Raw genomic sequence first — 23,521 nt, 5'->3', positions numbered from 1 at the left:
TCGGGGTGTCATACTCAACGTGAGAGGTGTTGATGGTGATACCACGAGCTTTTTCTTCTGGTGCGTTATCGATCTGGTCGAAAGCACGAGCAGCACCGCCGTAGGTTTTAGCCAGTACGGTAGTGATTGCAGCGGTCAGCGTTGTTTTACCATGGTCAACGTGGCCGATAGTACCGACGTTAACGTGCGGTTTTGTACGTTCAAACTTTTCTTTAGACATCGATTGTCCCTCTAAGACACGGATAAATCGGTGATATCACCACATCAACCAGGCGAAAATGCCTGAACTGTTGAATACATTTACATTGAAACAGAGAGAAAGGGAGGGAGAAGTGAAGTGGTGCTGATACCCAGAGTCGAACTGGGGACCTCACCCTTACCAAGGGTGCGCTCTACCAACTGAGCCATATCAGCACGTATTGGAGCGGGCAGCGGGAATCGAACCCGCATCATCAGCTTGGAAGGCTGAGGTAATAGCCATTATACGATGCCCGCATCCTGAAACTCGGCTACCCAGTTCTTTCTGTAACAAAAAAAGAGATTTCTCTCTTTTCTGTTCGAGCTGGTCAATTTTTCCAACCAGCTCCGGCGGCGTTGTCGCTGCCAGAAAGTGGTGGTGGGGGAAGGATTCGAACCTTCGAAGTCTGTGACGGCAGATTTACAGTCTGCTCCCTTTGGCCGCTCGGGAACCCCACCGGACTTGATGGTGCCGACTACCGGAATCGAACTGGTGACCTACTGATTACAAGTCAGTTGCTCTACCTACTGAGCTAAGTCGGCATCAAGTAGCGCGCATTCTATGGAGACCTGCGCAGTCATGCAACTAAAAAATTGCATAAAACGTTCTTTCGCTCACATTTTATTCGAAACCAGGGCTAACCGCTGTAAATTCATCCGCTCACGGTTAAAAATTCAACATGAACGCCTGATTTCGGCACGCTATAGCCCCAGGTGATGCCTGCCCGGTTAAGCATCGCTTTCCCATATTTTTTCTTATTATTCCTCTCATCTGGTGTTAACCTCCTGCCCATTGTCCAAAATTAACTATGTGATGAGCCCGCACCCGCCGTTTCGTGATGGTTCACAGAAGCATGCTTATGAGCAAAAAAGAGCAAACGTTAATGACGCCCTATCTTCAGTTTAACCGTAGCCAGTGGGCAGCCCTGCGTGACTCCGTCCCTATGACACTGACGGAAGGTGAAATCGCACGGCTAAAAGGGATAAACGAAGATCTCTCCCTGGAAGAGGTGGCAGAAATCTATCTCCCCCTTTCTCGCTTGCTTAACTTCTATATCAGCTCCAATTTGCGCCGTCAGGCCGTACTGGAACAGTTCCTCGGCACGAACGGTCAACGTATTCCTTATATCATCAGTATTGCGGGCAGCGTGGCAGTGGGTAAAAGTACCACCGCGCGCGTGCTACAGGCGCTGCTGAGCCGCTGGCCGGAACACCGCAGCGTGGAGCTGATCACCACCGACGGCTTCCTGCATCCCAACGAGGTGTTGAAAGAACGCGGCCTGATGAAAAAGAAGGGCTTCCCGCTCTCTTATGATATGCACCGCCTGGTAAAGTTTGTTTCAGATCTAAAATCGGGCGTACCTCACGTTACCGCGCCGGTTTACTCGCATCTGATCTACGACCGCATCCCGGATGGCGACAAAACGGTTGTGCAGCCCGACATCCTGATTCTGGAAGGCTTAAACGTCCTGCAAAGCGGGATGGATTATCCTCACGATCCGCATCATGTGTTTGTCTCTGACTTTGTCGATTTCTCAATTTATGTCGATGCGCCGGAAGATTTGCTGCAACGCTGGTATATCAACCGCTTCCTGAAGTTCCGCGAAGGCGCGTTCACCGACCCGGATTCCTACTTCCACAACTACGCCCAGCTCTCTGAAGAAGAGGCTATCAGCGTGGCGACCGGGCTGTGGAATGAGATCAACTACGTCAACCTCAAAGAGAACATCCTGCCGACGCGCGAACGCGCAAGCCTGATCCTCACCAAGAGTGAGAAACACGCCGTCGACCAGATTCGTTTACGGAAGTAGACCTCAGACGTAAAAAAAACCGGCTTAACGCCGGTTTTTTTATTTATGCCTGCGGCTTTTCGCCGTTTTCATCCTGATCGACCGCGAAGCAGGCCACCAGCTGTCCGCCATAATCCTTCAGCTGTGGCTGCAACTGCGTGCACGGGCCGAAGCGGCGACGGCAACGGGCGTTGAACGCACATCCCGGCGGCGGGTTAAGTGGGCTTGGCAACTCGCCGGTCAGCTTAATGCGCTCCCGGCGGTCATCCGGGTTCAGCCGCGGCGTTGCAGACAGCAGCGCCTGCGTATACGGATGACGCGGGTTAGTAAAGATCTGATCTTTCGTCCCCTTCTCCACGCAGCGTCCCAGATACATCACCATCACCTCATCGGCAATGTGCTCAACCACGGACAGGTCATGGGAGATGAAGACGTACGACAGTCCCAGATCCTGCTGTAAATCCATCATCAGGTTAAGCACCTGCGCACGTACGGACACGTCAAGCGCTGAGACCGGCTCATCGGCAATCACCACGTCCGGGTCAAGCATCAGCCCACGGGCGATGGCAATACGCTGACGCTGACCGCCAGAGAACATATGCGGGTAGCGATCGTAATGCTCGGTTTTAAGCCCCACCTTCGCCATCATCGCCAGCGCTTTTTCACGACGCTGCTCTTTGCTCAGATTGCTGTTAATCAGCAGCGGCTCTTCCAGAATCTGCCCCACTTTTTTACGCGGGTTTAAAGAACCGTACGGGTTCTGGAACACAATCTGGATTTTTTGACGACGCAGCTTCTGCGCCTGCGGATCGTGCTTGAGCAGATCCTGGCCCTGATAGTAAAGCTCGCCGCCGGTTGGCGTTTCGATCATCGTCAGCAGACGGCCCAGCGTGGATTTTCCACAGCCCGACTCCCCGACGACCGCCAGCGTTTTACCGCGTTCAAGGCTGAAGGAGACGCCGTCCAGCGCTTTTACCAGGCGCTCGGGGGCAAAAATCCCCTTCTTCACCGGGTAATGTTTTTTCAGGTCGATAGCCTGCAACAGCGGCTGTTGCGTGGTGGCCTCGTGCGTACTCATAGTGTTGGCCTCCCGGCATCATCGAGTGGGTAGTGGCATTTTGACTGCCGACCATCGGCCAGCAGATTCAGCTCTGGCTCCTCGGCGCGGCATTTATCCGTCGCATACGGGCAGCGCGGATTCAGCAGGCAGCCCTGCGGACGGTCATATTTACCCGGAACCACACCCGGCAGTGACGCCAGACGCGCTTTGTCCTGGGCAAACTCCGGCAGCGCTCGCAGTAACGCCTGCGTATACGGGTGACGCGGCGCGCGGAAGATATCGTGCGAACTTCCGGTCTCCACTACCTGACCCGCATACATCACGATGATTTTGTGTGCCGCTTCCGCCACCAGCGCCAGGTCGTGCGTAATCAGCACCAGCGCCATATTCTCTTTCTGCTGCAACTCCAGCAGCAGCTCGATGATTTGCGCCTGGATGGTTACGTCCAGCGCGGTAGTTGGTTCATCCGCAATCAGCAGTTTTGGTCGACAGGCAATCGCCATGGCGATCATCACGCGCTGGCTCATGCCGCCGGAAAGCTGATGCGGGTAAACGTCCAGACGCGATGCTGGGTCAGGTATCCCCACCAGGTTCAGCAGATCGATAGCACGCTGGCGACGGGTTTTCTTGTTGCCGCCCTGATGCACCTTAATGGCTTCCATAATCTGGAAACCGACGGTGTAGCATGGGTTCAGGCTGGTCATGGGGTCCTGGAAGATCATGGCCACTTCCGCGCCCACCAGCTGGCGGCGCTGTTTTTCGGAAATGCGCTTCAGATCCTGACCGTTGAACTCCAGATTTTCCGCCATCACGCGGCCGGGGTAGTCAATCAGCCCCATAATCGCCAGCGAACTCACTGACTTACCGGAGCCCGACTCTCCTACAATCCCGACCACTTCGCCCTGATTAACGCTGTAGCTGATGCGGTCCACGGCGCGAAACGGTGTGCCTTCGTCGCCAAAGTGCACGGATAATTTATCTACATTTAATAACGCCATCTCGTGCCTCTTACTGCTTCAGTTTGGGATCAAGTGCATCACGCAGACCGTCACCCATCAGGTTAAATGCCAGCACCGTCAGCAGAATCGCCAGACCCGGGAAGGTGACGACCCACCAGGCGCTTTGCGCGAACTGCAACACGTCGGAGAGCATGGTGCCCCACTCCGGTGTTGGCGGCTGCGCACCCATGCCAAGGAAGCCAAGAGCGGCCATATCAAGAATGGCGTTAGAGAAACCGAGCGACGCCTGAACAATCAGCGGCGCAAGGCAGTTTGGGAAGATATTGATAAACATCTGACGCATCGCACCGGCACCCGCCACGCGAGAGGCGGTAACGTAGTCGCGGTTCACTTCCACCAGCACCGCCGCACGGGTCAGACGCACGTAATGCGGTAGCGCAACAAACGTCAGCGCAAGCGCGGCGTTACCAATCGACGGACCAAAGATCGCCACCAGCACCAGCGCCAGCAGCAGGCTTGGCAATGCCAGCATAATGTCGACGACGCGCATGATGATGTTATCAACAATGCCGCCGAAGTAGCCTGCCACCAGGCCGAGTACGATCCCCATGATCAGCGACAGTACGACAACGAGGCAGCCAACCAGCAGCGACAGGCGTGCGCCGTACATCAGGCGCGACAGCACATCGCGGCCCACGTCGTCGGTGCCCAGCAGGTGCGTCAGGCTTCCGCCGTCCTGCCATGCAGGAGGTGCCAGCAGCGCATCGCGGAACTGATCAGCCGGGTTATACGGCGCAAGGAAGTTCGCAAACACCGCAATCAGGATCATGATGGAAACATACACCAGCCCGACGACCGCGCCTTTGTTGCGCTTGAAGTAGTGCCAGAACTCCTGCATCGGCGTCATTGGCACCGGTGCGGTGACCACTTTATTTTGAGTAACTTGTGACATGATGGCCCCTTACTTCTTATGACGAATACGCGGGTTCACCACGCCGTACAGCAAATCGACCAGCAGGTTGACGAGGATAATCATCGTCGCGACCAGCAGTACACCGCCCTGCACAACCGGATAGTCACGGCGTTGCAGCGCATCAATCAGCCAGCGTCCAAGACCCGGCCAGGAGAAGATGGTTTCGGTCAGGATCGCCCCCGCCAGCAACGTACCGACCTGCAAACCGATAACGGTTACCACCGGCAGCATAGCGTTACGCAGGGCATGAATGATGATGACGCGCATACGGGTCAGGCCTTTAGCGCGGGCAGTACGAATATAATCCTCGCCCAGCACTTCCAGCATGGAGGAGCGGGTCATACGCACGATCACCGCCAGAGGGATGGTGCCCAGCACCATTGCAGGCAGGATCATGTGCGCAACCGCATCAATGAAGTTGCCCTCTTCGCCCCAGATCGCCGTATCAATCAGCATAAAGCCGGTTAACGGGTTGGTGTCGTCAAGGAAAACCATGTCGCTGACGCGTCCGGAGACCGGCGTCAGGTTCCACTGCACCGAGACCAGCATGATCAGCATCATGCCCCACCAGAAGATAGGCATAGAGTAGCCGGTCAGTGCCAGGCCAACAGCGGTGTGGTCGAAAATAGAGCCACGCTTAACGGCAGCCAGTACCCCAACAGGAATACCCACCGCAGTGGCGAAGATCATGGCGCAGATACCGAGTTCCAGCGTCGCTTTAAAGCGCGGCACGAACTCGTCCCACACCGGAAGACGGCTTTTCAGTGAAATCCCTAAATCGCCGTGCAACACGCCCCAGATATAGTGGAGATACTGCTGCCACATCGGCTTATCAAGGCCGAGTTCAGCCAGCAGTTGCGCATGACGTTCAGGTGAGATACCACGCTCGCCCGCCATAATCATTACCGGGTCACCCGGGATCATATGGACGAAGGCAAAAGTGAGAAGGGTGATACCGATAAACGTCGGGATAACCAGTCCCAGACGTCGGAGGATGAACTGCAACATAACCCGGATTCTCTCTGATGACGCACGCCCAGTGGCGTGACGTCTGTATTGCTCACAAATGTAAATTCCCTCTCCCTGTGGGAGAGGGTTAGGGTGAGGGGGTGCATGCACGACCCTCACCCCTGCCCTCTCCCAAAGGGAGAGGGAGAACACCCTACTTATTATTCAACAGACACGTTTTCGAAGTGGTGTTTGCCCAGTGGATCAACCACGTAGCCCTTCACTTCTTTACGCACTGGCTCGTACACGGTGGAGTGAGCAACAATCAGCGCCGGGGCCTGATCGTGCATAACAACCTGCGCTTGCTTGTACAGTTCAATACGTTTGTTGTGATCGTCGGTCGCACGCGCCGGCTGGATCAGATCTTCAAACGGCTTGTAGCACCAGCGAGAGTAGTTGGAACCGTCTTTCGCTGCCGCACAGCTGAACAGGGTCGCGAAGAAGTTGTCCGGATCCCCGTTGTCGCCGGTCCAGCCCATCATGACCGCCTGGTGTTCGCCCGCTTTAGCGCGCTTCAGGTACTCGCCCCACTCGTAGGTCACAATTTTGGCCTGTACGCCAATCTTCGCCCAGTCAGCCTGAACCATTTCCGCCATACGACGTGCGTTCGGGTTGTAAGGACGCTGTACCGGCATCGCCCACAGCTCGACGGTGAAGCCTTTGTCCTGGCCTGCTTCTTTCAGCAGCGCTTTCGCTTTCTCAGGATCGTAGGTGTAGTTCTTAATGTCGTCGTTATAACCCCACATGGTTGGTGGGATCAGGTTCTTGGCCGCAACGCCCGCGCCCTGGTAAACGGCTTTGATGATCGCTTCTTTGTTCACCGCGTAAGTCAGCGCCTGACGCACTTTCACGTCATCGAACGGTTTCTTCTCGGTGTTGAAGGAGAGATAACCCACGTTCAGGCCCGCCTGCTCCAGCAGGTTGATATTTTTGTCCTGCTTCATGCGCGCGATGTCAGCCGGGTTTGGATACGGCATCACCTGACATTCGTTTTTCTGCAATTTTGCGTAACGCACGGATGCGTCAGGCGTGATGGAGAAGACCAGACGGTCGATCTGCGGCTTGGTGCCCCAGTAGCCCGGGAAGGCTTTATACAGAATACGGGAATCTTTCTGGTACTGAAGCAGCTGGAACGGGCCGGTACCGATTGGGTTCAGGTCCACTTTTTCCGGCGTGCCGGCTTTCAGCATGTTGTCCGCGTACTCTTTAGAGAGAATCGAGGCGAAGTCCATCGCCAGGTCAGCCAGGAATGGCGCTTCCGGACGCGTCAGCACAAACTGAACGGTTTTATCGTCCACTTTTTTCACTTCAGCGATCAGGTCTGGCAGACCCATCCCTTCGAAGTATTCATAGCTGCCGCCAGACACTTTATGGTACGGATTCTGGGCATTTTTCTGACGGTCGAAGGAGAACACAACGTCGTCGGCGTTAAAGTCGCGCGTAGGTTTAAATTCTTTGCTGTCCTGCCACTTCACGCCCTGGCGCAGGTGGAAGGTATAGGTTTTACCGTCTTCGCTGACATCCCACTTTTCAGCCAGGCCAGGAATTACTTCCGTGGTGCCGGTTTTAAATTCAACCAGACGGTTATAGATCGGTACAGAGCTTGCGTCGTAAGTCGTACCAGAGGTAAAGAGCTGTGGGTTAAAGCCTTCCGGAGAGCCTTCAGAACAGTAAACCAGGGTTTTTGCCTGTACGCTTGCTGCAACAGTCATGGCCACCAGGCTCAGACCAAGCTTCAGCATCCCTGACTTCTTCAAGGAAATACTCATTATTGTGCTCCAATGTGATGTTTTGCTTTGTTGTGTTACGCCGCCTGACCTTTATTTATTTTTTACCCGGTCCGGTCGGTGATGCCCGAAGGCGTTAAAAGGGATAGAGAATCCTTTCAGAAGAGCGTTTGAGTTGCAGCGCAGATCCTCCCTGAAATGCCCCTCGTGCCCTACAATCTGTCAACAGAATGTGAAAACGTCAATACAGGTGGCGGGGATTTACGTGGAGTGTGAGAAACCGCAAACAAAGATTAAAAAAACCCTGACCGTGAGTTTTCAGCAGAGAAATTTATGCTACTCGCCATGATGCAGCACAATTATCTTCATATTTCGCAACACTCAGTGATTAAGTTTTATTCAGAATGGGTAAATTTTCTTACAGAATGGTGATTATCTGAGCACTAAATACCGCGAACGTTAAAACGCACAGCGAAAAATGCTGAGGTTATCCATAAGCAACGCGAAAAAAGATCAAACTATATATAAAAAAATACAATGGATTATGTCACAAAACCGCAAGCAGGCAGGGGGAAGCAGGGCTAAGGGGTATTTTGAGGACTCGTGCGGGGTAACGCGTTAATGCAAAAAGGGCTAACCTTGCGGTTAGCCCTTTTTAGAATGTGGTCGGCGAGAGAGGATTCGAACCTCCGACCCACTGGTCCCAAACCAGTTGCGCTACCAAGCTGCGCTACTCGCCGAATGCGGAGCGCATCTTACTGCTGAGGTGCGCCCCCGTCAATCCCTTATTTTCAAAAAGCCATTCAACTGGCGATATTCTCGCCAGACCAGCTACTGCGCGGCTTTTGTGGTGTTATCAGGGAGTTTACACCAGTTGTTGTTTTCGTTAATCCCACCGTTCGGTGAGGTATAGCCGAGACAACCCATAATGGTGTCGTACAGCTCAACGTGACGGCGCGGTACCTTGATCTCTGCCTGCTGTTTCAGATGGGCAAACATTTTGGCTTTGTCCGGGTTTTCCAGGTACTTATCCGACATCCACATGATCATCGGCACGCGGAACTGCTCAGGCGGGGCCAGCTTACGCGGCGTGCCGTGTAAATGCTCTTTCTCGTTGATGGACTCGCCGTGGTCGGCCGCGTAAATCACAATCGCTTTCTTATCGCGAAGCTGGTCGATCACCCGGCTGAGGAAGGTATCCACATACAGAATCGAGTTATCATAGGCATTGATCAGCTCCTGCTTGCTACAGTTCTTGTTAATGCCGACGCACTCAGGCGTCCATTTGGCGAAATCGCGCGTGTAACGCTGATAGTAGCTGTAGTGTGAACCTTTGGTATGCAGAACAATAAGGTGCTTACCCTGCGGATGGTTTTTCAGCGACTGTTCCATCTCAGAGAGCAGCAGCATATCATCAACGTTCTTTCCGCGGTTACGCGGCTCGGCGCCAATCTGCTCGCGGTAGGCGATGTTATCCGCCATGGTGTTGGTGTAGAACCACATCTCACTTTGCATGGCGAACAGATCGGAGCTAAATCCAAGCTGCTTCAGAACAGCAAACACGTTTTGCTCTTTGAGAGTGCGCTGAGGATTATCACTCGCACCGCCCTCACGAACAAACATACAGCGCAACGAAAGCTTCGTGGCGGTATCGCAGGAGTAGCCGCGGTATGCCACCAGGTTCTTTTCCTGCGCCAGTTTCGGGGTGGTATCGCGGTCATAACCGAGAATACCCATATGATCCCAGCGCGTCGTTTCGCCGATAACGAAGACCACGTAAGTATCATCCAGTCCGTCAGCCGGAGCCTGGTAGGTGAACTTTTTGGTCGGGTTAATCAGCGATTTCACATCGCTTGATTCGTCCGCCTGAGCCCAGGCATAGAGACCTAGCGCCGACAGCCAGTTAGACGGCAGATACGAGTTAGCCACCACGCCGCCGTAGCTTGGCATATCTACGCCTGTCGCTTTTTCGATCCGCTTTTGCTGTTTTTCCATCAGGCGAATAGGCGCCCATACCAGCAGACCCGCCAGAAGAACGACGGCGACGTTGCGGATGCGTTGCCCACGGGTACGCAGCTGGCGTAACAGGGTATAGCGACAGGTATTACTCCAGATAAAGAAGAGCGGGATCAGGCAGGTCAAAATCGTCCACATGATGAACCCTTGCCCCACCACCTCTTTCGAGAGATCGATGTCCGTGGTCATCACCGAGGCCACAATACCGTAGCCAATGACCACATTCATGAATGTCATGTAATAGCTTGCGGCGGCAGAGATAATCACCACCAGCGAGGCCAGAACCTGCCATGTACGTCTGCCAAAAAGCGAGAGCAGACGTAGCAGGAAGAAGGTTGCCAGAATTGAGCCAAACACTTCAATCGCGGCGAAAATCCCGTTTCTTACGGTGAGGTGTTCAAAATAACCTTCCACTCTTCTGAACAGCACCGCGCCATTCAGAAACAAACCGATATAGACAGCCAGCATCAGACACAATCTTTGCTGGGTAAGAGACCTGATATATTTCATGCAAACAACCCTGGGGGAAGGGGTATAAAGACCCGCCGAATCTCATTGAGAAAGCAGACAGAGTAAGTAGGTGCGAGATAAACCGTTATCAGAAACGTCTACAAGCGCGATAAGTAGACCACAGCGAGGAAGAAAAGTGGCAGCAGAGAATGTGAATCGATGAAAATTTTTACAAAATAACAAGTCCGGAAGTGATATGGCGATAAAAAAAGAGGCCCTGCGGCCCCTTTTTATCGAATCATGCATGCGCTTCTTTATAGACCTCGCGTTGCGGCTGACGAATCGTGGTGGACAGCGCCAGTGAAATAATCAGCAAGGCAAATATCACGCAGAATGTCACGTAGAAGCCTCCAAACAGCGAGGCAATCAGCGATCCGCAAATACTGCCGATACCGAAGCCGAGATAAATCACACCGTAGTTTTTCGCCAGATTGTTCAGCCCGAAGAACTCGCTCACCAGCGACGGGAAGACGGTAATGGTGCCGCCAAAGTTAAAGGCTACGCAGGCTATCGCCGCAAAGAATGTCGCTTCGTTCAGCGGAGCGAACAGCAACGCTGCCATCCCCACCAGGGAGATCACCTGCCCCAGCGTAATCACGCGGATCCTGGCGATTTTGTCAGACAGGATACCCAGTACCAGACGACCCGAGAGGTTAGCGATGGAGATGACCGTTACCGCGTTCGCCGCCGTCGCCGCGTCCAGTTTCACCATTCCCTGCGCGATATCTTTCGCCACGCCGATGACATACAGACCGCTCATGCAGGCCGTCAGGAACATCACCGCCAGCATCCAGTACTGCGGTTTACGCATGGACTGTGCAAGGGTGAAATCATTCTCCACCACACCGTTAACGGTTTTCACTTCCTGCTGCGGCGCGTCTTTCATCAGCGTTGCGCCGAAGAGGATCATCACCAGCACAATCACGCCCCAGATCATAAAGGTTTTCTCAAGCCCCACCGAGGCCAGCAGATGCGCATCGATGAATTTGAAGCCGAGGCTGCCCAGGCCATATGAACCGATGGCAAACGCGGAGATAAGCCCTTTACGCTCCGGGAACCACTTCACGCAGTTAGACAGCGTCAGCAGGTAACCTGCGCCGTCCGCCAGCCCCACCAGCACCCCGGCGCTCAGCCACAGCATCATCAGGTTGTCGGAATATGCCGTCAGGAAGAAGCCCACGCCCAGCAAGATCCCGGAGGCCATGGTTACACGCTTCACGCCGAAGCGCTCCTGAAGTTTGCCCGCCACGGAAGAGGAAATTGCTAACCCAAGACTCAGCAAGCCGAAGGAGAACGCCACCTGGCTTATCGGCGCGCCGATCTTATCAGACAGGGCGCTGTTAAACAGGCTCCAGGTATAGACCGATCCCAGTGCGAACTGGGTAACGATGGTGCCGAATAGCGTCAGCCAACGCGTGCGGTTATAAGTTGATGTGTTCATGGCAGTATCCTGCAAGATAAATTAAGGAAATTCGCTGAGGACACGATAAACAAAACCCCATAACGCCAGGGGTAAAACGGCATGAAATGCAGGAGAAACGGAATGAAATGCCTGGAAGCGGGAATGAATGACCTTGCCGGAGAAGAAAAAGGTCAAAGGTGAGCGATCACTATCGCTACAGTCCTCGCCGTTATTGTATTAAATATGTTACCGCAGCGTTTAAAAAAGTGACAACCCTTTAAAATTTGGCGCTCAATCCCAGCGTATATAAATATTCTTCTTCAGTTTGCTGGTTATAGCTGATCTTCGCCCAGGGGTGTAAATCACCATACTGCGTATCGACACGCCACCCCAATGAGTTCACGCTGGCATGCCAGAGTGGATCGGTAAGCGACTGCGTGGTGGTTGTATCCTCAAACGCATTCACTGGTGCGGAGGGAGCGCCATCAGTGCGCCACGCCATTACGGGCCCGGTGGTGAAATGTCCCGCCACGGGAAAATTCCAGCCAACGCTCAGAACGGTTTCCGCATCCGAACCGGAGGGATCGTTCAGGGTAAACCCCGCAGCATTCTGCGTGCGGTTAATACGCTCCGCGAGAATATCTTCATAACGAGGTTGGTGATCGGCGTCCCATGTATAGCGTTCCATCGTATTACTTTGAGCATCTGAAACGATATATTCCTGTTGCCACGCAAAAGCGGTGTTACAAAAAAGCAGGCAGACTGAAACACCCACCAGGCCAGAAGCAGCATGGCGACCACTGATTTTTTTTATCATCATCAAAGCGACTCCAGAAAGAGCCGAGTTCGGCGATATGTCATTGTTCGAAGAGGTATTAGGGCGTATAGCCCTGTATTAACTATTGTCTCTTTAGCAGACACGTCAAGCCGGGCAGATTGAAATTTTTGCGTTTACCGTATCAGGAAGGGAGATGACCTATGCAACGTTGCGGCTGGGTAAGCCAGGATCAGCTTTATATCGATTATCACGACAAGGAATGGGGCGTACCGGAAACCGACGGTAAAAAACTGTTTGAAATGATTTGCCTTGAAGGCCAGCAGGCCGGACTGTCGTGGATCACCGTTCTGAAAAAGCGTGAGAACTACCGTAAAGCCTTCCACCAGTTCGATCCGGTAGCGGTTGCCGCCATGAACGACGAAGACGTGGAAAGGCTGGTTCTGGATACCGGTATCATCCGCCATCGCGGTAAAATTCAGGCCATTATTGGTAACGCGCGTGCTTATCTGGCGATGGAGCAAAACGGCGAACCCTTCTCAGCATTCGTCTGGTCGTTTGTGGATAACGAGCCGAAGGTGACGCAGGCCGCCACGCTTGCAGAGATCCCAACGTCGACCCCCGCCTCAGATGCCCTGTCGAAAGCGCTGAAAAAACGCGGCTTTAAGTTTGTGGGCACCACCATCTGTTACTCCTTTATGCAGGCCTGCGGGCTGGTCAATGACCACATTACGGGCTGCTTCTGCCATCCGGAGGGCCACCATGATCCGCAAATGGCAAAGTGAGGACACTGCTCCGCTTTTGAGTCTGTGGCTGGAGAGCACCACCGAGGCGCATCCGTTTATCGACGCAAGTTACTGGCAAGCGAATGAAGCGGTAGTGCGGGATGAATACCTTCCCGCCGCCGAGACCTGGGTCTGGGAAGAAAACGGTACCCTGTGCGGTTTTATCAGCGTCATGCAGTTCCAGTTCGTGGGGGCGTTGTTTATCGCCCCGGCGTTCATCGGAAAGGGGATCGGGCGTGCGCTGCTGAACCACGTTCAGCAGCACTATCCGTATTTAACTCTGGAGGTGTATCAGAAAAACGTGCGGGCGGTGAATTTCTATCATGCTCAGGGTTTTCGCATCGAAGACAGCGCCTGGCAGGATGATACCCAACACCCGACGTGGATCATGAGCTGGCAGGCGGATCAAACGCCGTAAGGGTAAGCGCCGGCCCCTCATATTTCTCCACCCATGCCAGCGCCGTATTCCCCGCGCAGCCATTCCCCAGCTTCGAGCTGGGGAGATCTTTGGTCAGCACGTTTACGGCGCCGTTCTTACAAATACCGCCCTCGTCCAGCGCCAGATCCGGCCATGCGCCCTGATGAATGCAGAAAACGCCAGGGCGGATCCCGTCACTCACCACGGCGCCTGCAAGCACCTGCCCGCGCGCGTTCCAGACCCGAACGAGGTCGCCGTGGTTAATCCCCCGCGCCTTCGCGTCATCGCTGTTCAGCGCAATCGGCTCACGACCCGCCACCGCATACTGCTCGCGCAAAGCCGAATAGTTGAGCTGGCTGTGCAGACGATGGGCGGGATGGGCAGACAGCAGCTGAAGCTGCCCCGGCTGCGCATTGCCATGCCATTCGTCCGGCTCCAGCCACGCCGGATGCGGCGGACAGTCCGCGTAGCCAAAGCTGGCGATGCGTTCGCTGTAGATCACAATCTTCCCGCTTTCGGTTTTTAACGGATGATTCTCCGGATCGCGACGGAAGTCAGCAAAGCGCACAAACCGCGCATTCTGCTCGCTTTCCGGCATTTCGAAGAGTTGATTCGCCTCCCAGAACTCAGCGAATGGCGGCAGCGTCACGCCCTGCGCAGCCCCACGCTGGCTGGCAATCTGGTAAAACGTTTCCAGCCATTGCAGATCGGTTTTGCCCTCGGTGAAACGCTCCCGACCGCCCGCTTCCCACATTTCACTCAGGTCGGCAAAGACATCAAAATCATCCCGCGCTTCATCCCGGGGAGCCACGACGCGCTTCATCGGCACCATATGCTGATTACTGTAATCCCCCGTCATGGTGAGATCGTTACGCTCGAACGAGGTCGTGGCGGGCAAAACGATATCGGCATGTTTCGCTGACGCGGTCCAGAAGCACTCCGAGATCACCACCAGCTCCGGTTTCTGCCAGGCGCGGATCAGGCGGTTAGTATCCTGGTGATGGGTGAAGTTGGCCCCACCCGCCCACCAGACAAACTTAATATCCGGGAAATGCCGATCCTGGCCGTTGTGCTGATAAAACCCGCCTGGGTTCTCCAGGGCTTCAACAATGCGTGCCACCGGAATTTTATCTACCGCGTCCACGCCACCCTGCACCGAGCCCTGCATGGAGGCCAGCACCGCGGCTTTTCGCGTCGGGTTGCCGCCGTTAGCAAAGTGATAGGAAAGCCCAAAACCGCCGCCGGGTGTGCCAATCTGCCCGAGCATCGCGGCGAGCGTCACCAGCATCCAGTGCTTCTGCTCGCCAAACTGCTGGCGCTGCATCCCCCAGCCGGACATGAGCATCGTGACACGGCTATGGAATAACGTCGCCAGTTCGCGGATTTTAACGGCATCAACGCCGCAAATCGCCGCAGCCCACTCTGCGGTTTTGGCGATACCGTCGGTTTGTCCCGTCAGGTAGTCGGCAAATTTATCGAAGCCCGTGGTGCAGCGCGCCAGAAATTCCGTATCGTGCCAGCCGTTCTCCACCAGGGTGTGGGCGATGCCCAGCATCATCGCCACGTCGGTGCCCATATGCGGCGCGATCCACTCGGCGCTGTCGCCGAAGAAATCCAGCGTTTCAGAACGCATCGGATCGATACAGATGATGCGCTTGCCGCTTTTGCGCAGCGCATCAAAGTAGGAAACGCCCTGCTCGTCGGACGCATTCCAGGCAATTTTCAGGGTATTGAGCGGGTTGGCGCTCCAGAGCACCACCACCTCCGCATGCTCCAGCACCAGCGGCCAGCTGGTCTGCTGCTGATAAACCTCATTCCCGCCCACGACATACGGCATGATTGCCTGCGCCGCGCCGGTCGAGTAATCGCCCAGATGGCCGGTGTATCCTCCGGCCAGGCTCATATAGCGTTGCAGCAGGGTTGCGGCCTTATGCAGCACGCCGTTCGAGCGCCAGCCATAGGAGCCGGCAAAAATGGACGACGGGCCATAGCTGTCGCGAATGCGTTTATGCTGGGTATGGATCAACGCCAGCGCGTCGTCCCAGCTCACGCGTACGAACTCATCCTGCCCACGAATACCCTGCGGCTTATCCGGTGACGCCAGAAAGCCTTTACGCACCATCGGCCAGCGGACGCGGGTTTTACTGTGTACCTGATCGCGAACGACGGTCTGTAAAGAGTTGAGATGGCGCGAAGGCAAAGCCCCGCGAGACGACAGCACAGTGTCGCCATCGGTTTCGACCAGCATCGGCCCCCAGTGGGCGGCGGTCAGAATGGTTTTTGTTGAGGTGCTCAAAGCGTGCGCTCCTGGTTGCGTGCAGGTGTTTCGGCCTTTCATTGAGGCAGTTTATCGTTTGTGACAAATTTCAGAGTTATACACTGAATTTTCTCCGTATCCGGACGTCATAATCCACTGCCACGTCCATCGTGGCAAAGAATAAAAAGGATTAAGGAAATAAGATGAAAAAACGCGTACTCGTTATTGCCGCTCTGGTGAGCGGCGCACTGGCTGTTTCAGGCTGCACAACCAACCCTTACACCGGTGAACGCGAAGCGGGCAAATCCGGCATTGGCGCGGGTATTGGTTCCCTGGTGGGCGCTGGCGTTGGCGCACTCTCCTCCTCCAAGAAAGATCGCGGCAAAGGTGCACTGATTGGCGCAGCGGCAGGCGCAGCCCTGGGCGGCGGCGTGGGTTATTACATGGACGTGCAGGAAGCAAAACTGCGTGACAAAATGAAAGGTACGGGCGTGAGCGTGACGCGCAGCGGTGACAACATCATCCTGAACATGCCAAACAACGTGACCTTTGACAGCAGCAGCGCGACGCTGAAACCCGCAGGCGCGAACACCCTGACCGGCGTGGCCGCAGTGCTGAAAGAGTACAATAAAACTGCCGTGAACGTGATTGGCTACACCGACAGCACCGGCAGCCAGGATCTGAACATGCGTCTGTCCCAGCAGCGCGCCGATTCCGTGGCCAGCTCGCTGATCGCCCAGGGCGTAGAAGCGAACCGCATCCGCACCAGCGGCATGGGTCCGGCTAACCCGATCGCCAGCAACAGCACGGCGGAAGGCAAAGCGCAGAACCGCCGCGTTGAGATTACGTTAAGCCCGGTGCAGTAGTTAAAAGCAAAACGGCAACCCCGTTGCCGTTTTTAGTGTTTGCGCCCTCTCCCGTGGGAGAGGGTTGGGGTGAGGACATCAGACCGCAACCTCCGGTAAGCGCAGCGCCACCCGGTAAATTGCTTGATTCGCCAGATTTTCCCGCTAAGGTATTCTCACTAAATTCAGGAAAATCAGCGATGATCAAACCAACCCGGGCCACCATCAGCGACGTGGCGAAAGCCGCCAAAACCGGTAAAACCAGCATTTCACGCTACCTCAACGGCGAGAAACACCTGCTTTCCGATGCGCTGCTGGCGCGAATCGAACAGGCCATTGCCGATCTCGACTACCGTCCCAGCCTGATGGCGCGCGGCCTCAAGCGGGGCCGCACCCGTCTGATTGGCCTCATCATCGCCGATATCACCAACCCCTACTCCGTAAACGTCCTCAGCGGCATCGAAGCGGCATGCCGTGAGAAAGGCTTTACCCCGCTGGTCTGTAACACCAATAACGAGGTTGATCAGGAGCTGCATTACCTCGATCTGCTGCGCAGCTATCAGGTGGAAGGGATTGTGGTGAATGCCGTCGGGATGCGAGAAGAGGGGCTAAATCGTCTGCAACAATCGTCTCTGCCAATGGTGCTTATTGACCGAAAAATCCCGGAATTTGCCTGCGATGTGGTCGGGCTGGATAACACCCAGGCGGCTACCACCGCCACTGAGCACCTGATTGAACAGGGCTTCGAAGCCATTTTATTCCTGAGCGAACCGCTGGGCATGGTTAACACCCGCCGCGACCGCCTGGCTGCATTTCGTGCCACACTGGCGCGATATCCCGGCGTGATCGCCGAGAATGCCGAAATCCCCCTGCATGAAGCCGGGCAGCTGGATAATACCCTGCGCCAGTTCCATACCCGCCATCGGGGTATGCGCAAGGCGGTGATCTCCGCGAACGGGGCGCTGACGCTTCAGGTTGCCCGCTCGCTTAAACGCATTGGCCTGCACTGGGGCAGCGACATCGGCTTACTCGGCTTTGATGAACTGGAGTGGGCAGAACTTGCTGGCGTAGGCATCACCACCCTCAAACAGCCCACCTGGCAGATCGGCTATGCCGCGGTTGAACAAGTGGTTCGCCGCATTGAAGGCGCCCGCGACGCCGTACGCGAGCAGGTTTTTTCCGGCGAGCTGATCGTTCGCGGCTCTACTGCCCGTTAATTCCCCCTTCGTGACAGCGATCATAAATTCAGCATCCCGATCTTTTCTTTGGAACCGGTTCCATCTAGCGTAATACTATCGATTACGCTCTGGAGTCAGGAAATGAGCAGGAAAATTATGGTGGTCACCGCCGCGTATGGTGCGGATCAGGTGCGACAGGCAGGCGGTCAACGGGCAATGCTTCCCGTTATTGCCGGCGCAGGAGCTGATGGCGTTGAAATCCGCCGCGAGCTCTTCAGCAACGACGAGTTAATGGCCCTGCCTGCGCTCGGCGAGTCCATTGAACTGCTGGGTTTACTGGCGTGCTACTCCGCCCCGGCCCCCCTGTTTATGCCCGATGGCACCCTCAACACGGATCTCCCGCGCTACCTTAGCGAAGCCAGCGCCCTGAACGCGCTGTGGCTTAAAGTCTCGCTGGGTCATTTCAGCGACAAACAGCCGCTTGAAGCCCTGCGCGCACTGCTGGATGAAAGCGGCATGACGCTGGTGGTGGAAAACGACCAGACCGACTGCGGGCAGCTCGCGCCGATGCAGCGCTTCAAAGCCGCCTGCCGGGTAATGGCGCTGCCGGTCACGCTGACGTTCGATATGGGCAACTGGCTGTGGGTTGGCGACTCTCCGGAAGAGGCTGCACGTCAGCTGGCTCCCGCCGTGAGCTATATTCATGTGAAGTCCGCAGTCCCGCATAAGGCGCAGTTCCGCGCCGTTGCGCCGGATCAGACCGATTCTCGCTGGCGGGATCTGCTTAATCAACTCCCTGCCGATGCGCCACGCGGTATCGAATTTCCGCTGGAAGGGACGGATCTCACCGCCGTCACCCGCCATTACGTCAACCTGCTGCGCGAGGAGTAAACCATGCACAAGACGCTGGATGTCATCACCATTGGCGAGGCCATGGCGATGTTTGTCGCCACCGAAACGGGCGAGCTGAGCGCAGTGGAGTACTTCATTAAACGCGTGGCAGGTGCCGAGCTGAATGTTGCTACCGGACTTGCGCGGCTGGGGCTGAATGTCGGCTGGGTAAGCCGCGTGGGAAATGACAGCTTTGGCCACTTTATTCTCGACTCACTGAAAAAAGAGGGCATTGATGCCGCAGGCGTGACCCTCGACGGACGCTTTGCGACGGGCTTTCAGCTGAAATCTAAAGTTGAAAATGGAACCGATCCCATCGTGGAGTATTTCCGCAAAGGCTCAGCGGCAAGCCATCTCTCCGTGGATGATTATCACGCCGCGTATTTCTCCTCCGCGCGCCACCTGCACCTGAGCGGCGTGGCGGCGGCGCTCTCGGCCAGCTCGTACGATTTACTGGATCACGCGGCTTCGGCAATGAAAGCACAGGGCAAAACGATCTCTTTCGATCCTAACCTGCGCCCGGTGCTGTGGAAAAGCGAAGCGGAGATGGCTGAGAAACTAAACCGACTGGCGTTTCAGGCGGACTGGGTTCTGCCGGGCATAAAAGAGGGAATGATCCTCACTGGCGAAAGCACGCCCGAAGGCATTGCTGATTTTTACCTCAACAGAGGGGTAAAAGCCGTGGTGCTGAAAACCGGTGCCGACGGCGCATGGTTCAAAACTGCCGACGGTGAGCAAGGCGCTGTCGCTGCGGTAAAAGTCGACAACGTGGTCGATACCGTGGGCGCGGGCGATGGGTTTGCCGTCGGGGTCATCAGCGCCCTGCTGGAGGGCAAACCGCTGTCGCAGGCCGTGGCGCGAGGCAACAAAATTGGTTCGCTGGCGATTCAGGTGCAGGGCGACAGCGAAGGATTACCAACACGAGCAGAGCTCGGCGTCTAAATTCCCTCTCCCTGTGGGAGAGGACCAGGGTGAGGGCAGCAATCCGCACCAGATAATTAAGCCACCGTGTACCCTACAGACAACGGCGGCAACAACCTCAACAACAGAGGCAAGCCTATGAACAGTTCGACCAATGCAGTAAAACGCTGGTGGTACATCATGCCAATCGTGTTTATCACGTACAGCCTGGCGTACCTGGATCGTGCCAACTTCAGTTTCGCATCCGCCGCCGGGATCAACGAAGACCTCGGGATCACCAAAGGAGTCTCCTCCCTGCTGGGTGCCCTCTTCTTCCTGGGTTATTTCTTCTTCCAGATCCCCGGCGCGATTTACGCTGAACGCCGCAGCGTGCGAAAGCTCATTTTCATCTGCCTGATCTTATGGGGTGCCTGTGCGTCGCTTACTGGCGTGGTGAATAACATTCCTGCTCTGGCGGCTATTCGCTTTATTCTCGGCGTGGTTGAGGCGGCCGTCATGCCAGCAATGCTGATTTACATCAGCAACTGGTTCACAAAATCTGAGCGTTCACGTGCCAATACGTTCCTGATACTCGGTAACCCGGTCACCGTGTTGTGGATGTCGGTGGTTTCCGGCTACCTGATCCAGTCCTTCGGCTGGCACGAGATGTTCATCATCGAAGGGGTTCCCGCGATTATCTGGGCCTTCTGCTGGTGGGTGCTGGTGAAAGATAAGCCAGCCCAGGCAAAATGGCTTTCTGAGGACGAAAAAGCCGCACTCCAGGCGCAGCTGGATAAAGAGCAGCAGGGGCTGAAAGCGGTGCGTAACTACGGTGAAGCCTTCCGCTCCCGGAACGTTATTCTGCTGTGCGCACAGTATTTTACCTGGAGTATTGGCGTGTACGGCTTTGTGCTGTGGCTACCGTCGATTATCCGCAGCGGCGGTGAAAACCTTGGCATGGTGGAAGTGGGCTGGCTGTCATCGGTGCCTTACCTGGCTGCGACCATCGCGATGATTATCGTCTCCTGGGCATCGGACAAGCTGCAAAACCGTAAGCTGTTCGTCTGGCCACTGCTGCTGATCGCTGCTTTTGCCTTTATTGGCTCCTGGGCCGTAGGCGCGAACCACTTCTGGGCTTCGTATACGCTGCTGGTGATTGCGGGTGCGGCCATGTATGCCCCGTATGGTCCGTTCTTTGCCATCATCCCGGAAATGCTGCCGCGTAACGTCGCAGGGGGCGCGATGGCGTTGATCAACAGTATGGGTGCGCTGGGTTCGTTCTTTGGCTCGTGGTTTGTGGGCTATCTGAACGGCGCCACCGGCAGCCCATCGGCCTCTTACATCTTTATGGGGGTGGCGCTTTTTGCCTCGGTATGGCTTACTCTGATTGTTAAGCCTGCTAATAATCAACAGCTACCCGTCGGCGCACGCCACGCCTGAATCCTTTTAAAATCAACGGAGATTAGCATGAAGCCGTCCGTCATTTTGTACAAAGCACTGCCTGAAGACCTGCAAAAACGCCTGGAAGAACACTTTACCGTTACCCGGGTCAAGAACCTCAGCCCGGAAACCGTGGCACAGCACGCCGACGCGTTTGCCAGCGCCGAGGGCCTGTTGGGTTCGAGCGAAAAGGTGGATGCAGCGCTGCTGGAGAAAATGCCGAAGCTTCGTGCTACCTCAACCGTTTCGGTGGGATACGACAATTTCGACGTGGATGCGCTAAACGCGCGCAACATCCTGCTGATGCACACGCCGCATGCCCTGACGGAGACCGTCGCCGACACGCTGATGGCGCTGGTGCTCAGTACCGCGCGTCGCGTGGTGGAAGTGGCCGAGCGCGTGAAAGCGGGCGAATGGACGAAAAGCATTGGCCCGGACTGGTTCGGCGTGGACGTTCATGGCAAAACGCTGGGGATTGTTGGGATGGGCCGTATCGGTCTGGCGCTGGCACAGCGCGCCCATTTTGGCTTCAGCATGCCCATCCTGTATAACGCACGCCGTCACCACAGTGAAGCTGAAGAACGTTTCAACGCCCGCTACTGCGAGCTTGATACGCTGTTGCGGGAAGCCGACTTTGTCTGCCTGATCCTGCCGCTGACGGATGAAACGCGTCATCTCATCGGCAAAGCGGCCTTTGAAAAGATGAAGAAGTCGGCCATTTTCATCAACGCGGGTCGTGGTCCGGTGGTCGATGAGAAGGCGCTGATTGAGGCCCTGCAAAACGGTGAGATCCACGCCGCCGGTCTGGACGTGTTTGAACAGGAGCCGCTGCCGGTGGATTCTCCGCTACTGACCATGCCGAACGTCGTCGCCCTGCCCCACATCGGCTCTGCCACTCATGAAACACGCTACAATATGGCGGCGACCGCCGTGGATAATCTGATTGCCGCGCTCGGCGGTAAAGTGGATAAGAACTGCGTTAACCCGCAGATACAACAGTAGAAACGAAAAAACCCGCCAGAAGGCGGGTTTTTGAATTTTGTGCTACTGGGTTGGAAGCTTACAGGCTTACAACGTTACCAGCTGCTGGGCCTTTAGCGCCGCTTTCGATGGTGAAGGAAACTTTCTGACCTTCATCCAGAGATTTGTAGCCATCGTTCTGGATAGCAGAGAAGTGTACGAACACGTCTTTAGAGCCATCGTCAGGAGTGATGAAGCCGAAACCTTTATCAGCGTTGAACCATTTTACCAGACCAGTCATTTTAGCAGACATAGAAATTACCTTATTAACAAATATATTGTGCCTTCCGGCTTGATGGATTGCGTTACAGATTTTTAAGCGATGAAGGAAGGGTCACTACGAAGGGTATCTATGGATAACAATCTGGACTGCTTTACTAAACTGCTTTAGGTCTGTGTAACAAACCGACGAACATAGTTATACCGATGTGGTAGATGAATGACAAGTGTTATTTTCATCAAGCATAAAAAAAACCCCGCCGAAGCGGGGGTTTTTCTTATTCCGTAGCAGCGACCGCTGCGCTCCAGGCCTGGCTAAAGGCCTGATGCTGGGACGCTAGCGGCCCGATCAGCGCGTTGTACTGGCTCGCCTGCTGGGAGGTCGGGAACTGGATACCGTTAGAGACGAAGCTCACCTGCGTACCTTGTTCACTAATAAAGTCACCCACCTGAACCAGCTGCTGAGTAAAGACCTGCGCCGCCGGGATCAGCGGTTGCAAGGCGTTTGACGGCTTGGTCACGACTTTCTCATACACCTGGTCATAGACCGGTTTGAGATCCTCGCCCTGCTTCAACGCGGAACGCGACGCATCAGCCTGCATTTTGGCATTTTGCAGCTGCTGGCTCAGTACCCCAAGCGCGCCATTTGACTGGCGCAGCGGTTCGCGCTGGGTCATATAATCCTGTGGAACGCGGATGGCATTCACGCTATCCACTACCGGGCGAATACCGGAATCCATCGCCTGGCTTACCTGCTGTGAATAGCCATACAGAATGGCGTAATCCGACACGAATGGACCAAACTGTTTTTTCTGATCCGCAGTCAGCGTTGGTAAACGCTCGCCGCTACGCATCACTGTATTCTGTAGAAAATCGATAAACGCTTTGCGCTGATCGCCTTCTTTATCGAAACACCCACTCAGGCTAACAACCATCAACAACGCCGCAATAGGCGCAAACCAGCGAGAGCAGGACTTTCCTGTCGCCATTTTATTACTCCTTTCACCCAAAAAGCGCACACCGGCACACGCGTGCCCAACGCTGACAAGGATAGTCCAGGTCAGCCTTGCAAGATAGAGTTTTCATGCAAAACGGGTATTCCCGTTTTTGT

Annotated in this window: 21 protein-coding genes and 5 tRNA genes; 9 read left to right on the top strand and 17 right to left on the bottom strand. The window is 55.3% G+C overall.

The window, feature by feature from the left end:
* The 5 genes from ACJTMZ_RS19815 to ACJTMZ_RS19795 all read right to left on the bottom strand — a co-directional run.
* Positions 1-220: GTP-binding protein (locus ACJTMZ_RS19815; protein WP_000031664.1), on the bottom strand; the 220-nt coding region annotated here is incomplete at its 3' end.
* A gap of 118 nt (positions 221-338) precedes the next feature.
* Positions 339-414: transfer RNA gene (locus ACJTMZ_RS19810), tRNA-Thr, on the bottom strand.
* A gap of 6 nt (positions 415-420) precedes the next feature.
* Positions 421-495, bottom strand: a tRNA-Gly gene (locus tag ACJTMZ_RS19805).
* 116 nt (positions 496-611) lie between these two features.
* Positions 612-696 (bottom strand) — tRNA-Tyr (locus ACJTMZ_RS19800).
* Between the two features lie 8 nt (positions 697-704).
* Positions 705-780, bottom strand: a tRNA-Thr gene (locus tag ACJTMZ_RS19795).
* Positions 781-1,097: 317 nt separating this feature from the next.
* Between ACJTMZ_RS19795 and coaA the strand changes: the two genes are divergently transcribed.
* Positions 1,098-2,048 (top strand): type I pantothenate kinase, encoded by a 951-nt coding sequence (coaA, locus tag ACJTMZ_RS19790; protein ID WP_015569977.1) that lies wholly within the window; start codon positions 1,098-1,100, stop codon positions 2,046-2,048.
* A gap of 43 nt (positions 2,049-2,091) precedes the next feature.
* Here the strand turns inward: coaA and dppF are convergent, their stop codons facing one another.
* The 9 genes from dppF to ACJTMZ_RS19745 form a co-directional block, all read right to left on the bottom strand.
* Positions 2,092-3,105 carry a dipeptide ABC transporter ATP-binding subunit DppF gene (gene dppF, locus ACJTMZ_RS19785; RefSeq protein ID WP_017383568.1) on the bottom strand — a complete coding sequence of 338 codons (1,014 nt, stop codon included), beginning with the start codon at positions 3,103-3,105 and terminating at the stop codon, positions 2,092-2,094.
* The gene (gene dppD, locus ACJTMZ_RS19780; RefSeq protein WP_015569978.1) at positions 3,102-4,085 is read right to left on the bottom strand and encodes a dipeptide ABC transporter ATP-binding protein; all 984 of its coding nucleotides are present in this window, start codon (positions 4,083-4,085) and stop codon (positions 3,102-3,104) included. Before dppD ends, dppF begins: the two co-directional genes overlap by 4 nt.
* A 10-nt stretch (positions 4,086-4,095) precedes the next feature.
* Positions 4,096-4,998 (bottom strand): dipeptide ABC transporter permease DppC, encoded by a 903-nt coding sequence (gene dppC / locus ACJTMZ_RS19775; RefSeq protein ID WP_017383569.1) that lies wholly within the window; start codon positions 4,996-4,998, stop codon positions 4,096-4,098.
* 9 nt (positions 4,999-5,007) lie between these two features.
* Positions 5,008-6,027 (bottom strand): dipeptide ABC transporter permease DppB, encoded by a 1,020-nt coding sequence (dppB, locus tag ACJTMZ_RS19770; RefSeq protein ID WP_006810536.1) that lies wholly within the window; start codon positions 6,025-6,027, stop codon positions 5,008-5,010.
* A gap of 161 nt (positions 6,028-6,188) precedes the next feature.
* The gene (dppA, locus tag ACJTMZ_RS19765) at positions 6,189-7,796 is read right to left on the bottom strand and encodes a dipeptide ABC transporter periplasmic-binding protein DppA (RefSeq protein ID WP_408626971.1); all 1,608 of its coding nucleotides are present in this window, start codon (positions 7,794-7,796) and stop codon (positions 6,189-6,191) included.
* A gap of 621 nt (positions 7,797-8,417) precedes the next feature.
* Positions 8,418-8,494, bottom strand: a tRNA-Pro gene (locus tag ACJTMZ_RS19760).
* Between the two features lie 91 nt (positions 8,495-8,585).
* A complete protein-coding gene (eptB, locus tag ACJTMZ_RS19755) occupies positions 8,586-10,280 on the bottom strand; it encodes a kdo(2)-lipid A phosphoethanolamine 7''-transferase (RefSeq protein WP_017383570.1) in 1,695 nt (564 codons plus the stop codon).
* A 238-nt stretch (positions 10,281-10,518) separates the two neighbouring features.
* Positions 10,519-11,721, bottom strand: a complete 1,203-nt coding sequence (locus tag ACJTMZ_RS19750; RefSeq protein ID WP_015569982.1) for an MFS transporter — start codon at positions 11,719-11,721, stop codon at positions 10,519-10,521.
* Positions 11,722-11,959: 238 nt separating this feature from the next.
* A complete protein-coding gene (locus ACJTMZ_RS19745) occupies positions 11,960-12,502 on the bottom strand; it encodes a hypothetical protein (protein ID WP_015569983.1) in 543 nt (180 codons plus the stop codon).
* 158 nt (positions 12,503-12,660) lie between these two features.
* Here ACJTMZ_RS19745 and tag point away from each other — a divergent pair, with 158 nt between their 5' ends.
* Together tag and ACJTMZ_RS19735 are read left to right on the top strand one after the other, a co-directional pair.
* Positions 12,661-13,242 carry a DNA-3-methyladenine glycosylase I gene (gene tag, locus ACJTMZ_RS19740; RefSeq protein WP_015569984.1) on the top strand — a complete coding sequence of 194 codons (582 nt, stop codon included), beginning with the start codon at positions 12,661-12,663 and terminating at the stop codon, positions 13,240-13,242.
* Positions 13,220-13,660 (top strand): N-acetyltransferase, encoded by a 441-nt coding sequence (locus ACJTMZ_RS19735; protein ID WP_015569985.1) that lies wholly within the window; start codon positions 13,220-13,222, stop codon positions 13,658-13,660. The genes tag and ACJTMZ_RS19735 overlap by 23 nt, the downstream gene beginning before the upstream one ends.
* Here ACJTMZ_RS19735 and ACJTMZ_RS19730 read toward each other — a convergent pair.
* Positions 13,629-15,998, bottom strand: coding sequence for a molybdopterin guanine dinucleotide-containing S/N-oxide reductase (locus tag ACJTMZ_RS19730; RefSeq protein WP_044488942.1), 2,370 nt, complete (start codon positions 15,996-15,998; stop codon positions 13,629-13,631). The genes ACJTMZ_RS19735 and ACJTMZ_RS19730 overlap by 32 nt on opposite strands.
* Before the next feature lie 122 nt (positions 15,999-16,120).
* On the opposite strand from ACJTMZ_RS19730, the gene ACJTMZ_RS19725 reads away from it, so the two are divergent.
* The 6 genes from ACJTMZ_RS19725 to ghrB all read left to right on the top strand — a co-directional run bounded on the left by ACJTMZ_RS19725 (position 16,121) and on the right by ghrB (position 22,173).
* Positions 16,121-16,783 (top strand): OmpA family lipoprotein, encoded by a 663-nt coding sequence (locus ACJTMZ_RS19725; RefSeq protein WP_015569987.1) that lies wholly within the window; start codon positions 16,121-16,123, stop codon positions 16,781-16,783.
* 179 nt (positions 16,784-16,962) lie between these two features.
* Complete coding sequence (locus tag ACJTMZ_RS19720; protein WP_045338316.1) at positions 16,963-17,979, top strand: LacI family DNA-binding transcriptional regulator; 1,017 nt, start codon at positions 16,963-16,965, stop codon at positions 17,977-17,979.
* Between the two features lie 102 nt (positions 17,980-18,081).
* A complete protein-coding gene (locus ACJTMZ_RS19715; protein WP_033486944.1) occupies positions 18,082-18,831 on the top strand; it encodes a sugar phosphate isomerase/epimerase in 750 nt (249 codons plus the stop codon).
* Between the two features lie 3 nt (positions 18,832-18,834).
* The gene (locus tag ACJTMZ_RS19710; protein WP_252011092.1) at positions 18,835-19,773 is read left to right on the top strand and encodes a PfkB family carbohydrate kinase; all 939 of its coding nucleotides are present in this window, start codon (positions 18,835-18,837) and stop codon (positions 19,771-19,773) included.
* Between the two features lie 117 nt (positions 19,774-19,890).
* Positions 19,891-21,171: an MFS transporter gene (locus ACJTMZ_RS19705; protein ID WP_252011094.1), complete on the top strand. Its 1,281-nt coding sequence runs from the start codon at positions 19,891-19,893 to the stop codon at positions 21,169-21,171.
* A gap of 27 nt (positions 21,172-21,198) precedes the next feature.
* Entirely contained in the window at positions 21,199-22,173 is a 975-nt protein-coding gene (gene ghrB, locus ACJTMZ_RS19700; RefSeq protein ID WP_023302910.1) for a glyoxylate/hydroxypyruvate reductase GhrB, read from the top strand.
* A gap of 58 nt (positions 22,174-22,231) precedes the next feature.
* Here the strand turns inward: ghrB and cspA are convergent, their stop codons facing one another.
* Together cspA and ACJTMZ_RS19690 are read right to left on the bottom strand one after the other, a co-directional pair.
* Positions 22,232-22,444, bottom strand: a complete 213-nt coding sequence (gene cspA / locus ACJTMZ_RS19695; protein ID WP_003860775.1) for an RNA chaperone/antiterminator CspA — start codon at positions 22,442-22,444, stop codon at positions 22,232-22,234.
* A gap of 244 nt (positions 22,445-22,688) precedes the next feature.
* Positions 22,689-23,399, bottom strand: coding sequence for a DUF3053 domain-containing protein (locus ACJTMZ_RS19690; protein WP_017383576.1), 711 nt, complete (start codon positions 23,397-23,399; stop codon positions 22,689-22,691).
* Between the last annotated feature and the right edge of the window lie 122 nt (positions 23,400-23,521).

The sequence above is a fragment of the Enterobacter sp. DN genome (assembly GCF_046054285.1).
In the GTDB taxonomy this organism is placed as follows: domain Bacteria; phylum Pseudomonadota; class Gammaproteobacteria; order Enterobacterales; family Enterobacteriaceae; genus Enterobacter; species Enterobacter hormaechei_C.
This window is presented reverse-complemented; position numbering and strand designations above follow the sequence as displayed.